Annotated in this window: 7 protein-coding genes and 1 pseudogene; 6 read left to right on the forward strand and 2 right to left on the reverse strand. The window is 43.6% G+C overall.

The window, feature by feature from the left end; genetic code table 11:
* Window positions 1–48: 48 nt before the first annotated feature.
* Together MKX40_RS30405 and MKX40_RS30410 are read right to left on the reverse strand one after the other, a co-directional pair.
* Window positions 49–6,327 carry an Ig-like domain-containing protein gene (locus MKX40_RS30405; RefSeq protein ID WP_339238840.1) on the reverse strand — a complete coding sequence of 2,093 codons (6,279 nt, stop codon included), beginning with the start codon at window positions 6,325–6,327 and terminating at the stop codon, window positions 49–51.
* 528 nt (window positions 6,328–6,855) lie between these two features.
* Window positions 6,856–7,374, reverse strand: coding sequence for a DJ-1/PfpI family protein (locus MKX40_RS30410; protein WP_339238842.1), 519 nt, complete (start codon window positions 7,372–7,374; stop codon window positions 6,856–6,858).
* A 148-nt stretch (window positions 7,375–7,522) separates the two neighbouring features.
* Here MKX40_RS30410 and MKX40_RS30415 point away from each other — a divergent pair, with 148 nt between their 5' ends.
* The 6 genes and pseudogenes from MKX40_RS30415 to MKX40_RS30440 all read left to right on the forward strand — a co-directional run bounded on the left by MKX40_RS30415 (window position 7,523) and on the right by MKX40_RS30440 (window position 14,603).
* Window positions 7,523–7,912: a helix-turn-helix domain-containing protein gene (locus tag MKX40_RS30415; protein WP_253442200.1), complete on the forward strand. Its 390-nt coding sequence runs from the start codon at window positions 7,523–7,525 to the stop codon at window positions 7,910–7,912.
* Window positions 7,913–8,097: 185 nt separating this feature from the next.
* On the forward strand, window positions 8,098–9,126 hold the full coding sequence (locus MKX40_RS30420) for a zinc-binding alcohol dehydrogenase family protein (protein WP_339238844.1): 1,029 nt from the start codon (window positions 8,098–8,100) through the stop codon (window positions 9,124–9,126).
* Between the two features lie 325 nt (window positions 9,127–9,451).
* A pseudogene (locus MKX40_RS30425) lies at window positions 9,452–10,592 on the forward strand (zinc-dependent alcohol dehydrogenase).
* Window positions 10,593–10,933: 341 nt separating this feature from the next.
* Entirely contained in the window at window positions 10,934–12,391 is a 1,458-nt protein-coding gene (locus MKX40_RS30430; protein ID WP_339238845.1) for a spore germination protein, read from the forward strand.
* A complete protein-coding gene (locus MKX40_RS30435) occupies window positions 12,388–13,503 on the forward strand; it encodes a GerAB/ArcD/ProY family transporter (RefSeq protein ID WP_339238846.1) in 1,116 nt (371 codons plus the stop codon). The genes MKX40_RS30430 and MKX40_RS30435 overlap by 4 nt, the downstream gene beginning before the upstream one ends.
* Before the next feature lie 2 nt (window positions 13,504–13,505).
* Window positions 13,506–14,603, forward strand: coding sequence for a Ger(x)C family spore germination C-terminal domain-containing protein (locus MKX40_RS30440; protein ID WP_339238848.1), 1,098 nt, complete (start codon window positions 13,506–13,508; stop codon window positions 14,601–14,603).
* The last annotated feature ends 251 nt before the right edge of the window (window positions 14,604–14,854 follow it).

Raw genomic sequence — 14,854 nt, forward strand, 5'->3', positions numbered from 1 at the left:
AGATAGCGTGCACATTCTATTAAGTTCAAGTATGTTCACGATGCAAGATTACCACAGATCTTCGGGGATGTACTTCAGCATCGTTTCGGAGCCATCTTCATTGATCTTAAACGTATGGGTTCTCGTTGCTTCCTCAACATGTCCAAATGACCATTTGTCCAAACGGTTGTCTGGATATGAAGGTTCCGCTCCAGTCAGAGGACCTCTATACAGCATTCCGTTAATCATCTTAACGGCTTCCTCTCGGGTAATCTGACTTCCAGGTTGGAAGGAAGCATCTTTATACCCTGATACGATACCGAAACGAAAAACTTCATCGATGGACTGCTCCGCCCAGTTCCCCTCAATATCTGTAAACGAACTGATTCTCAAGATATGGTCCATCTTCAGCTCTTTGGCAACACCAAGATAACGCGCAATGGCTGTTGCCAGCTCTGCTCTTGTAATGGGCTGATCCGGTCTGAATGTATGATCCGCATAGCCTTTAAATATTCCTTTATTTGCAACAGCTTCGATATAATCGGCACCCCAGTAATCTGTAGCAACATCACTGTACAGCTCGACGTGTCGAACCTCATCTTGCAAATGAAGCGTCCGGGCAAAAATAGCTGCAATCTCTGCACGAGTGATGAGCTTTTCCGGTTTCACCTTACCGTCTGGGTACCCCATAATATAACGGTCATGTTTGTGCTCATAACGATTAGAGTACAACATCACTTTAATCAAGGACGTATCGTCTTGTGTATTTATAAGCGTAAGCTTATGATCTGAGCCGACCTCTGCGGTAACAGAAGCATAGATCTCGCCTTCTGTCATTTCGTTAACCTTTAATTTAAACGTCAGTTGGCCACGCGTGTCTCCCGCCAGCTTACCAACATTCCATTTTATTTCTTGGCCGGTAACAACGCCGCCGTTGGCATCAACTACACTCATTCCCGCCGGGATCGTAGATTTAACATACAATCCATCAGCCTCAGTTAACGTTTTATTGGCGTAAATCACCGTAAAGGTTAGAATATCGTCTTCTCTGCCCTTCATTTTGTCCACAAGAATGGCTGTGGCAAAGTCGATTGGCTTGGTCGTTATGGTTGTCGGAGGCTCGGTCGTTGTGACTGGCGGCCTGACGGAATCAGTCGTTACAACTGGAGAACCCCCTCCGTTGGATGTCGGCAGTGGCGTCATGCTAAAGTCGTACAGCACAATCTCCGTACCTACATGAATTAGCGGCTGGTTCGTATCGACAACTCTGCTATCAAAGTCCTTATATCCTGCTTTGGTCGCGGTTAAGTAGTAATCTGTATGCGGAAATACCATGAACGCATACTGCCCAGTCGCATCGCTCGTCTGTGGGTTCGCGTTATCCGCTGGTGGGAAATTGACCACAGGTGGCAAGTTGACCACCGTTCCGTTGCTGTAATGAAGCGTAACGATTGCACCGGATATTGGACGACCGGTTACGGAATCGGTAATTGTACCGTATGGGTCAATGAGTACCTCACTAATACTGATTTGTCCGTCTGAACTGATTTCAATATCAGCATGGCCGACAACAATAGGTTGTGTTCCACCGCCCGGAAGCGGAATGTTATAGATGACATTAGCAGTGTAGCTGCCCTTAAGCACACTGTCGATATTGAATATTCCATCAGAGTCAACTTGGCCTGTATGAGCCCCATTGCCGTCATTGATTATAACCGTATAACCGCCGCCCACCGTTCCGTTGAGTGCCAGGGATCCACCCTGTGATGTTTCCACCAAGACAACACCAGAGACTGTTTTATTCCCCTCAAAGGATCGGCCATCCACACTGGCATTTACTGGAACACTCTGATTAAACGTGACGGATTTTTTCTGTCCGCCAATATCTACTTGCTTCGTAATGGATACATCGTACGTCACATTACCCTGCGGTACAGCCAGGGTGTATACTCCATCATCCGCTGTAACTGCAACAGCATGAAAATCAGCAATGCCGTCACCGTCAAAATCTTTGCTTACTTTGATTAAAGCCCCTTTTACAGGGTGACCTACCTGGTCTGTGACGACGCCCGTAATAACACCAGGGGTAATGGTAATATAGATGGTGTCACTCACATGGAGACCTCTAGGTTTATCGTCAACCGTTGCTGTCAGCGGTATGGACGCAGACCCCGTACCACCAAGAACTGCCGCGGTGAAGGTTGTAGTTGCGATGCCATCGGTATCCGTTAAGACACTTACTGTGTTGGAGTTTCCAACAAAATGACCATAAGTTGTATCTGGCACATCAAATACGACTTCAATCCCTGCCTGAGGACGACCTTCTTTATCAGTCACTACCGACTTAAAGATGGATGTAGATGTGCCGTTACCAAGTATCGACGATGGGTTGGCTGTCAACGTTATTTCGAACTCCACAAGCTCGAAGTCCTGAATAACAACCCCGTTCCCATTGCCGTTGACCGTAGATACGGAAACTTCTCTATGAGCGTGGCTATACTTGTCGCTAATCACTTCTAACATATATTTATTGATCACAACATCTTCAAAGATGTACTTGCCATCTGAATCCGATGTGACCCGTCCCTTCTCTTTACCTGCAAGGTCACGTAGAATTACTGTTGCGCCTAAGATCGGATTCCCGGTTTCTTTATCCATGACCGTTCCGGCAATGCTCGGGTTGGTCATTGTGATTGTCACCGTGGCTATATTGGACTGACCTGTTCCGTCAGAGGCTTGATAGGTGAACGTTACACTGCCGGAAGCTTCTTCTTTTGCCTCGAACGTGAAGGAGCCGTCGGAACTGGCAGTCAGCGTACCTTTGCTTGCGTCGCTAATTGAACTGATATTCACTGCAATGAGGGTATCATTCCCTGCGCTAGTATCGTTGGATAAGATTCCGTTTTCTACCGGGACAGTCAACGTATTTCCTCTGACAACCTGATAGCTGTCATTCTTGGCAACAGGTACCGCTCTGAATTTTGCATAATAGTCTCCAGCTGCATGAACAGTAAAGGTATACGCCGCAGCTGTACTTACTGGACTGCCTGTACCTTCTTCATTGTCATACCAACCTGTGAATGAATAGCCTACAGCCGGATTAGCCGTAATTATAGCTGTTTCGCCTAATCCATAAGTATCATCACCCGAAGTCGTGCCGCCATCATTCCCAATGACATGCGTAGTGATTGGCATCGTAATTGTGATCGTCACCGTCGCTACACTCGAATGAACAGTTCCGTCAAAGGCTTGGTACGTAAACGTCACCTTACCGAATGTGTTCTCCTCCGCACTGAACGTGAACGATCCGTCTGGGTCCACATTCAGCGTGCCCATACTTGGATCGCTGATGGAGCTGATATTCATTACGGTGAGCGGATGATCCTCATCATCCTTATCATTCGAGAGCAAACCTGTCTCGACTGGAACGGTGAGTGTATCCCCACTCTTTATGCGATAATTATCATTTTCTGCCACAGGCTCATGTGTAGAAACGGGTAGCGTAATCGTGATTGTCACCGTAGCTTCATTCGAAAGGGCAATTCCATTATCAGCTTGGTAGGTGAACGTCACAGTACCAGACGCTTCGCTATCCGCCACGAACGTAAATGAGCCATCTGAATTCACATTAAGATCGCCTTTGCTCGGATCACTGATTGAGCCGATATTCACCGCCGTAAGTGGACGATTACCCGCATCTGTATCGTTCAGTAAGATACCCTCTGCCACCGGAACGGTGAGCGTATCTCCCCGCAAGACACTATAAGTGTCATTTTCAGCGAAAGGCAGTGTATCAAATTTAGCATAATAGTCTTCATCCGTCTGAACGGTAAACGTATAGGCTGAATCCATACTTACTGGAGTACCTGTGCCTGCTGTGTTGTCATACCATCCCACGAATATATAGCCTTGATCCGGGCTAGCTGTAAGTGTCGCTGAATCACCGATATTATAGGTGTTATCCCCTGCAGTCGTCCCACCAACAGTTCCGATGACATGTGTAGTGATTACTGCTGTTGTTACATCCGTTACATTGGTAGTTACTGTATTGGAACCCAGGTTCAATCCCGTTATTACAGCATTATCGCTGACTAATGTCTGCTGCGTGCTTGGTGCCGTTATAGTAAACGTGAGCACTTTGCTTCCGTTCGCGGGAACATCAATTCCCGTTTGAGTTTGACCGTCACTGGTGACGCTGAGTCCTGTTTTTGCCGTATTGGTATAGTTATAAATGGTGACTGTATAGTCCATAGAACCGTTCGTTTGAACTGTAGCTGGACCTTTCTTGTCGATTCCTATCATCAGATCAAGTCTACCATTGTTTCCAAGTTTCATCGTCGCCTTGCCCTGGTTCAGCGACTCCTCGGTTACGTACGATGCACCGATTCCATCTGTTTTGGAGATCGTCTGCTTATTCGTTAAAGCAAGATAATAAGGGCTGTCCGTAGGCGGGAAGAAATAAGCTGCTGTCTTGGCCCCATCGATAGCATTACCCGAGTTGAGATAGCGGGATATTTCCCCGACTTGATTTGGTGATACCTGAAAAGTCGGTTTTACTTTATAGCTGAGCTTAAAAGAACCTTCTGTTGGTGGACTATACTCCCCAGACTGTGGGTTGGTCCGGTTTTTGAACCGGTAAATATGCTTCTGCATATCTTCAGCGTCAATATACCAGGTCAGACTGCTCACGCCTGCTACCGTCTTGATGACAGCCCTGCTCCCGTAGCCAGCAAACTGGTAGGCTGTTCCTCCGGTTATGGTCGTAGTTGTATCCACCGCTGCAACAGCATCCCCGATTCTCAAGGTGGACAGATCCACGCTAAAGTCCTCGCTGATTTCGTCTGTGACCACGATGGCACTGGCTATATCAGCCGTCTCTGAGCCAAGATCGGTAGTCTCCGGTATATTCAGAAGTGGAAGTATGGTTGTAGTAGCTTCTACATCATTGGCCAATCCAGCAAAAGCTGAGCTGACGATGTCATAGGTCGGAGCAAATGTATAATAATTGCTGTAGACAAAGGAATCTGCGTAGTTAAAACCATTTGGCCCTTGGGCCGCATACGTTTTCAACCTTTCATACGTGTTCTTTGCCGTACCATAGTTATAATCACTATCTTCTTTATGATCGTTAACTCTTTTCGGGTCAAGACCCGCCCATGCGTAGACTGGCTGGCTACCACTATATGGTCCATTAATTGCCGTAGTGGAACCCAGTCCAACCGTATACACTTTGGCCTGAGTGGATTCTCCTCCATTATAGGCAGTGTACTGACTATCCAGGAGACCCTTCATATAAGCGCCGGTGAGTATAGTCAGCGCTGCGATCTCCGGATCGCCTGTATTGGCCAGACTGGTACCGGCAGCAGCTGGCACATATTTGGTACCATCAGTGCCACTCTGATTATAGTTTGTGATCGTTGTAGCTTCGGTTAATGCATTGTTATAATCCGTTTCAAATGATTTGCCTTTTGGCGAAGAATACCATGCCTTCTTGGCATGAATCGCCGCCCCGTCCGATAGAAGGAACAAATACGGCTGGCGCTTAGGTCCCGCACCCTTGGTTCCCACATTTCTCATCGTCTTCGAAACGCCATACATGATGCCATCCTGTGTTGGTGTTCCTGCCCCCAACGAAACTGCCGATTGTGTTCCAACAGCACCGCCATCCTTGGTCAGATTACTGTTCACCGTGATGGTTTGGTTCGTTGCATATTTCAAATAATCTTCCGCTCCATGTCCTGAACTAAAATTGTAATGTCCTAGTTCCATAAACGTGCCGAGGTGGTTGGCGTTAGCCGATCCTCCAAACCAATAAACGGCAACGCGGTTATTGGGATTGGCATCCATGACTGTGCGGATTGCATCATTGGCAGCCTTGGCCATCGCCTCGACACGATAGTATACACCGGGTCCACCTGCTGTTTCCGCTATTTCTCTGCCATTCATATTGCCCATAGACGAACTCATGTCCAATATGAAGGTTACATCTGCCGCAGGACCGTCAGCACTGCCGCTCCCTCCGACACCTGGATTGGTCGAATTTGCCGTCATATATTCTTGTGCTAGCGCTGACAATTTCACATTGAAACTGCCATCACCCTCTGCTGTGACGCTCTTGTCCGTCCAGATACGCCCGTCTGATGCAGCTGAACCAAAACCGCTAGGCGGCGTATCCGTCACCGGGTCAGCAGTTAACTTGACCTGGTATTGACCGTAATTCGTCTCCGCCATAGTTGGCGCGATTGCCGCATTGGCCACTGAGCCGTCCAAAGGGGCCAAACCACTAACCCCAAACATTAGACACACCGTAAGCAGAATTGAAATACATTTTTTAATATCGTTGTTCATCCTTATTTCCTCCGTACAAAAATGAAATGTAAAATATACTGCATCCTAATACAGCAAAGTCCTTGTGCTTCTTCGTCTACAACCCACACTGTTCAAAAACGATCTATTGCAACGTTTATTACCTTCTTCCCGTCTCCAGATTTATTGCGATTTTTAGTATAATCATTTACTCTAAACAAAAACTGAACAAGAACGTGATGACAGTTGTTTTTACCTGATGGAATTACAAAAATTGAAGTGGTAATAGTAGAATTGGAAGAATAGAGGATGTATGATTGCGAGAATTTATTCTTACATAGCATGAAGAGGAATTAATTAGTGAATTGAAAATATAAAACGCCATAGCTCTGCTTTCTTAAAATTTAAAATTGTACAACATGACGAAAACGCAAACGGGACAAAGCAGGATGAATCTCTGCTTTGTCCCGTTTGAACGTATCGGTGTTCATTCTTTTCACCGATGTATATTTTTAAGGGCTTTTGAGACAGCCCCGCGATTATATAAAATTTCAAGGAGGAAATGTAGAATTAGCTTAATGCTTTTACCAAAGATTCTCCAAATTCTTTAGCACCATCTGGACCATCACCAGTGATAATATCATCATGAGCAACAACATGTTTTTCAACATATGTTACTTTATTCGCTTTTAATTGATCTTTTTGTACATCTACTGGATAACAAGTAGCCTCTCTTCCGGTAAGTAAACCGGTTTTAGCTACAGTAACCGCACCTGCACAGATTCCTGTTACAAGAACTTTATCCGTGTACGCTTGTTTCAAGTAATCTTGTAATTCTTGATTCCCCCATAGATGATCGTTCGTGCCGGATCCACCAATAACGGATACAACATCATAATCAGAAGCAATAACGTCTGAGAAAATGACCTCAGCAGTTGCTTTACCTTCATAATCCCCTATGATTTCACCTGTTTTTGTACTTGCAATGGTCACATCAATTCCGTTGCTTTCCAATTCGGCTTTTGGTTGAAATAATTCGTCCTCATTGAAACGTTCTGGTGGTATAATAAAGAGTGCTTTTTTACTCATTTGTAGTTCCTCCTAGGTAGTGAAAAAGATTTGCCGGTAAGACGACTATTTCATTCTACTGCTTGTTTTCTTCACTGTGAAGAATGCACTTTTGTGTAAGAAGGTTACCTACAGGTTACAATTGATAGGAATAAGGGGGTACGAGCCTATGCCAGATACTTTTAGAGATGAAGTTAAAGAAAAGATCATAAATGGTGATTATAATTGTGAAAAAGAACTTACCTTATCCATTCTAAGTGGTAAATGGAAAATTGTTATTTTATGGCATTTAGGTGTAGAAGGACCCTATCGGTTTAGTGATCTGCAAAGGCTTTTTCCAAAAATATCTCATAAAATTTTAACGAATCAATTAAGAGAACTGATGGAAGATGGAATAGTTCATCGCGAGGTTTATCCAGAAGTTCCACCCAAAGTGGAATATTCCATGACTGAATTGGGAATGACTCTACTTCCTATCGTTGAAATGATGTATGAATGGGGAAAAAATCGGATAGCAGAAATCATAAAAGAAATAGATATTCCGGAATCAAACAATTAAGCCTCCACTCATCGTTCCTTCCTTTATATGATCTCCCTGGCGTTACTTTTCAAATCAATTCGTTTAATTGGCCTTCACCTCTGTATTCAACTAAAATTCATTTATGCTTAAGACCTTAAGGCTAGTGATCATTTCAATATAGTACTAATAAAGGGCATACTAATAAGGAAAGGATGTGGTTCATCATGACTACAATGAAGGCGGTAGGATTAACTCGTTACCTTCCAATTGACGATCCCCAAAGCCTGGTGGACATAGTTGTAGAAAAACCAAAAGCAACAGGTCGTGACATTTTGGTCAAAGTTGCGGCCATATCGGTCAATCCTGTAGATACAAAGGTACGAGCTCCTAAGGAAAGAGTGGAGGAAAACCCTAAAATTCTAGGTTGGGATGTAGCAGGGGTCGTGGAAGAGACAGGACCGGACTGTTCATTGTTTCGTCCCGGAGATGAAGTTTTTTATGCTGGCAGTATTGCACGACAAGGCGGAAACAGTGAATACCATCTGGTCGATGAACGAATCGTCGGGCGCAAACCTGTTTCCTTAAGTTTTGTGGAAGCCGCCGCTCTTCCCCTAACCTCCATTACAGCTTGGGAAGCATTATTCACCCGAATGTCTATTTCCCAAGATCCGGGCCTCAATAAAGGAAAGACTCTGCTGATCATTGGTGCAGCCGGGGGTGTAGGTTCCATTGCCACTCAGCTTGCAAAACAAGCGGGGCTTACTGTAGTCGGAACTGCTTCCCGATCGGAAACGGTTAACTGGGTTAAATCGATGGGCGCGGACTATACCATTAATCACCATGAACCGCTCCTTCCACAACTTCAAGCAATTGGATTTACAAACGTTCCGTATATTTTTTGCCTGAATGCGTTGGAAAAACACTGGGCCGGTATTAGCGAAGCTATCTCTCCGCAAGGCGTTGTAAGCGCAATTGATGATCCAACCTCTCCACTGGACCTCAAATTGCTTAAGCAAAAAAGCGTCACCTTCGTATGGGAGTTTATGTTTACTCGCGCTATTTACGAAACAGATGACATGATTGAGCAGCATTTATTGCTTAATCGTATTGCTGATGCTGTGGACCATCAAAAATTAAAGACAACACTGACCGAGGTTCTTGGACCCATCTCAGCAGAGAATCTCCGTCAAGCCCACAAATTTTTGGAGAGCAATAGGACGATCGGTAAAATTGTATTAGAAGGTTTTATTTGAAAACCTGTTTGCAGAGAGTATTAAAAAATGAGGTTTCTCAATAAATCTGTGATTCGATAATTGCAATTAGAGATAAATATTAAGGCCATCCTTTTGTGGGATGGCCCTTTCTTTTCTGGTTTTTGCTAAAGTAACGTACCCGAAGCGTCTGGCTTGCCTTAACTAATAAATATTGATCTCTGGACACAACCCCACGAAATAGGGATTTCATATAATAATGGAGTAGCAATATCAGAAAAAACACGAATGCATAATCCTCACTCTCCAATTCCATAATAGATCCATTCGTGCAGAATTCAAAGCATGTTATTACAGGAGGGCGATTATGAAGGCTGTAACATTCGGTGGAATGAAGAACATGCAAGTGAATGCAGGTCCCGGATCCAACGATTCAGAAAAACGACGGGATTATCGTCAGGGTCACCTCGACCGCCATATGCGGTTCCGATCTTCATATATACCAGGGGGCGATTCAAGCGCAACCCGGATACGTGGTTGGACATGAACCGATGGGCATTGTCGAAGAAGTGGGCCCCGAGGTGACAAAAGTCAAAAAAGGGGACCGGGTTGTGCTCCCGTTCAATATCTCGTGTGGGAGCTGTCATTACTGCCAGCATGAAATGGAGAGCCAATGCGACAACTCCAACCCCAATCCCCAAGTGGATACGGGAGCTTACTTTGGATTTACCGAACGTTACGGGAATTATTCGGGCGGACAAGCCGAATTGCTATACGTGCCGTACGGCAATTTTATGCCCTTCGTTATTCCGGAGTCATGCGAATTGGAGGATGAGAATCTCCTCTTCCTATCCGACGTACTGCCGACAGCCTATTGGAGCGTGGACAATGGCGGCGTGAAGAAGGGAGATACGGTGGTGGTACTCGGCTGTGGCCCTGTGGGCTTGATGGCACAAAAATTCGCCTGGATGAAAGGAGCTAAACGGGTCATTGCGGTCGACAATCTTCCGTACCGACTGAACCATGCCAAAAAAATGAATAATGTCGAAATCTTCAACTTTGAAGATTTCGAAGACATGGGGCTGCATATAAAAGAAATAACGAGCGGGGGTGCGGATGTCGTCATCGATTGCGTTGGAATGGACGGCAAGAAGACCCCCTTGGAGGAGGAAGAGCAGAAGGCCAAGCTGGTTGGCGGAACGCTCAGCCCGATCAACATCGCGATGAATGCGGTACGGAAATTCGGCACGATTCAGATTACGGGGGTATACGGTTCTAAATACAACCAGTTTATGTTCGGAAACATTTGGGAACGAAACGTAAAGTTGACCATGGGACAGGCGCCCGTGATTCATTACATGCCGATGCTGTATCAAAAAATTGTGGCAGGCGAGTTCGATCCCACGGAGATCATCACGCATAAAGTGCCGCTCGATCAGGCGCATAATGCGTATAACACTTTCTATAACCATGCGGATGAGTGCATTAAATTCATCCTGAAGCCTTAGATGATGGCATGAAAAGAGGGGCTGTTCCACGGGGCATTGTACCCTGATGGACAGCTCTCCATGTTAACTTGTACTCATAACGGGTATGTACCTTTCTTTATTGCTTGCCAAGAACGGCTCTTTGGAGACCGTTCTTTTTTTCTGTCTCTAGATATCGCTGGACAACAACAATAGCATGTTCGTTTTTTTTAATTTAAGAAGATCGTAAACTGCTTTATACGCCATCAAACCTGAAACGTAATGCGGTTTGAAATGCAAATTAACGGTTGTATAATTTTTCCGATTACAGAGCAAGATAACACGACATGATTTTGATTACTTTAAGGAAGGAGAAACAGACTATGGCGGAAGAATATGATCCTCAAATGAAAAATCATTACATGTCCACATGGCTTGATGAATTAAAAGAGAAATTAAACCATATGGATGATGCCGAAGTTGTTGAGCACAGCATGGGTCCCAGTGCTTCAGTCCATCTTTTGTACATAAATACGTTAATCAATCAAGAACGTTTAAACGAGGTGATTATTCAGCCACTTCATCGATCTGACGGCAATTCGCTTTCTTCCTGCTTAACCAACTCCAAACTTTCAGAAGTTATATCGATCGAAGATGCAGAGCAAAAAATAATGCAAGGATTCATTCTTCTATATGATTCAGTCAACAATCAATGGTTAAGTGTGCAACTGGAAAACCCTCTTGGTCGTGCAGTAGAACCTTCCGAAACGGAAACGGTTATATATGGAGCGAAAGACAGCTTCAGTGAACAAATCGATAAAAACATTACCATGTTGCGCAGGCGTTTACCTATAACGACATTAAAAACGGAAAGCTTCACTATCGGTTCATTAAGTAAAACGAAGGTCGTGTTAATGTACATAGACGGATTAACTAATCCAGAATTTGTTTCCCTCGCAAGAGATAAAATTAATAGTGTGGATTTTGATCAATTTTTAGACTCCTCTCAGCTTGCAGCTTTTATTGAAGATCATAATCATACGGTCTTTCCACAGTTTCTACAAACGGATCGGCCGGATGCATGCGCCTACGCATTAGGTGAGGGAAAGTTGACAATATTAGTCTCCAATTCACCGTTTGCCCTAGTGTGTCCTATTACTTTATTTCATCTATTCCAATCACCAGAAGACTACTTTCTTCGTTGGCCGATAGCCAGTTTTTTACGTTTAATCCGGTATGGGAGTTTTATTGTTTCTTTGACGATGATTCCTTTTTATGTTGCGTTAACGACATTTCATTACCAAATGGTTCCACTTCCGATTCTTTTCGTATTATTGGAATCGAGAAGCAAATTGCCCTTTACTCCGTTTGTGGAAGGATTATTCATGATCGTAACGCTGGAAATCATCAAAGAAGCGAGCTTGCGAATGCCGACCAAAACCAGTCAAACGCTAGGGGTTATCGGTGGTATCGTCATTGGACAAGCGGCTGTCGAAGCAGGCTTTGCAAGTAAGGTGTTAATTGTATTGATGGGTATATCGGCTATTGCTTTCTTTTTAGTTCCCAATTATCAAATGACAAAATCCATGGTGCTGTTGCAAGTTGTTCTTCTTATCCTTGCTTCGTTTCTTGGGTTGCCGGGAATCGTAATCGGGCTGATTGGGATTCTTGCACATCTCCATGGATTAACGTCATTAGGTCAACCTTATTTAGCCCCGATTTCTCCTTTTCATGGGAAGGATTGGATCGATCTCTTTATCCGCGGCCCTTTAATTTGGATGAAAACACGTCCGAAATATCTAAAACCACTGCGGAAATCGCGGAAGGAGATGAAGAAGTGAGAAGTTTATTCTTATACAATCGAACTTCCCCTATTGGTGGAATTTATTTTCTTTTTTTGGTCAATCGCATGCAAATGCATTATTTTATTTTAATCATGCCCGTTTATTTGGTCCATTCGTATATGGTTTGGGGAATTGTCGTGATGGGACTGCTGTCCCAACTTAACTTGATGATGATGTCCAAATGGTTTAATTCCAGTTATGCAGCGAAGGGCTATCAAGGATTTTTGCAGCTTTTTGGCAAACGGGCAGTTCAGGTTTTCGCGATACTTGGTTTTTTGATCATATTGTTCAAAATTTCAATCATCACACTGGGATACGTTGAAATGCTCCATAGTTTTATATATCCATCAATGAATAAAAAATGGTTGATCCTAATGATTCTTTTGATCAGTTTATTTGTGGCTTCACATGGAATGGAAAAAACATTGCGTTTTGTCATCATCGCCTTTCTTTGCGGGGCTTGGATCGTAATCATGTTTATTCCTTTTTTCTTTCCGCCGATTGCAAATTACCGCGATTTGTATCCTCTTATCCCCACTGAATGGTCGGGACAATCATGGCAGGGTTTGCTGTTTATTTGGTCGGCCTTTTCCGGTCCAGTATATCTGGTCTTTATGGTTCCATGGTTAAGCTCCAATAAAAAAATATCGAAATATCTGGTGATTGGAAACATGCTGACGATCATAGAATTTTCATTATTGTTCATTGCTTCGGTATTGTTTTACGGTTCCAACTTCTTAAGCAAGATCAATTTTCCAATAGGATATATGGGAAGTTACATTCAAACGAGCGGTTTAGAACGAATCGATCACATCCTTATCTCCTTCCATATGTTTAATTATGTGTTTGACATTTCAATTCTTCTGTTGTGTTTATATGGAGCCGGAAGAGTCTTTATGAGAAAAATGAACAAAGGCGCGACTCGGATCGGATTTTTGTCGAGTTGGTTCATCATTTTGATAAGCATCATCTTAATGGATCAATGGTTATGGGAAACGATTCCGGGTCAAAAGATGTTACTGAACATTCAAATCTGGCTCGGCGCATTCATTTATTTACTTGTTCCTGCGATCCTTTTCACTGCAGTTAAACGAAAGGAGAGTATGTAGCTATGCTACCGTACAAGCACTATGGTTTATTAGCGAGTGTATGTCTTATGTGGATGGCGGGCTGTTCTTCTCCTTATGTCGAGAACAACTTAATAGAGGAGATCGCTCCGGTGGTGTTCTGGTCGATTGGCGAGGGAACAGAAGGAAAGTTGAAAATCAGCACTTTAGTTCCACCACTCATTCAAGAAAAAAAGCGTCTTCTCTCCAAGGAAGTTGATCTGTTAAAGCAGGGAGGCAGGGAATTTAATTTAATTTATTATCAGGAATTGAAGCAGGGGCAGCTACGAATGTTATTAATCAATGAGGAGCTGGCAAAAAAGGGAGGCATTGAAAAGATGATCAATACGATATTGGTTGATCCCGATATTTCAACGCGTGTCTACTTGTTGATTGTCAGAGGCGATTTTGATGAATACATAAAAAATCAATTGACGAAGCAAGAAAACCAAGATTATTTTCTTTATCGGATGTTAAAACATTACGAGAAACATAACCAAGGTGAAATGAGCATCGTCGATATTCATCAATTTATGAAGATGTTATACTCCCCTCTTAAGGATCCGATCCTGCCCGTTTTTCATTCCGATAAGAACAATTTCGATTACCTAGGAACAGCCTTATTCCAAAACGATAAAGAAGTCATGGTCATTCAAGACTTGGACGACAACATTTTTCAACTTCTGGATAATGATCATTTCCTAAAAGTCTTGGCCATTCCAAAGTTATCTATCAGTTTAGGACGTGTTCGATCCAATGTTCGCATGAAATTATCAGAGGACTATTCAACCTTGTCCTTGCATGTGGGATTGCAAGGAAGAATGGAGGAATATCAGGGAGAATTGGATATTCAAAGTGAGAAACAATTGGAACAGTTAATTCATGAAGTTAAGGTCTACCTTGAGGAACAAACGTCAGATTTAATAAAAAGAATGCAACGGTGGAAAGTGGATCCCTTAGAAGTCGGAACCCATTCGCTTAAGCCATTTTCTAAAGAAATAACGGAAGAGCAATGGTTGAAGTATTGGGAAAATATGAAAATTAATGTTGACTACGAAATCAAAGTACATCCTTTAATTAATGGATCGGTTCAAGTGAGGTAGCGGCCGATGCTACTAACCTTCTCCACGTTACTTCGCAGTGTCTGGGAGGTAAGAAGCTTCCACTGCTACACGGAATCTTAATCGCTACAAAGACTGCATTCTTCTGGAATGCAGTCAGCACCTCCTGGTGCTCTATTCGTCAAACAGTGATTAGAAGGATGAGACGCTTAGAGTCTTATTTTTACGCAATAGGAGTACCATTAGGTATTGTTGCCTCCTCCACTAAAGTCTTTAATCGCTCACGAAAATAT

The sequence above is a fragment of the Paenibacillus sp. FSL R5-0517 genome, assembly GCF_037974355.1.
Lineage (GTDB): Bacteria > Bacillota > Bacilli > Paenibacillales > Paenibacillaceae > Paenibacillus.

Excerpts from the sequence above, each read along its gene's own strand:
- MKX40_RS30440 (WP_339238848.1), top strand. The coding sequence starts at position 13,506 with ATGCTACCGTACAAGCACTATGGTTTATTAGCGAGTGTATGTCTTATG.
- MKX40_RS30415 (WP_253442200.1), top strand. The coding sequence starts at position 7,523 with ATGCCAGATACTTTTAGAGATGAAGTTAAAGAAAAGATCATAAATGGT.
- MKX40_RS30410 (WP_339238842.1), bottom strand. The coding sequence starts at position 7,374 with ATGAGTAAAAAAGCACTCTTTATTATACCACCAGAACGTTTCAATGAG.
- MKX40_RS30430 (WP_339238845.1), top strand. The coding sequence starts at position 10,934 with ATGGCGGAAGAATATGATCCTCAAATGAAAAATCATTACATGTCCACA.
- MKX40_RS30420 (WP_339238844.1), top strand. The coding sequence starts at position 8,098 with ATGACTACAATGAAGGCGGTAGGATTAACTCGTTACCTTCCAATTGAC.
- MKX40_RS30405 (WP_339238840.1), bottom strand. The coding sequence starts at position 6,327 with ATGAACAACGATATTAAAAAATGTATTTCAATTCTGCTTACGGTGTGT.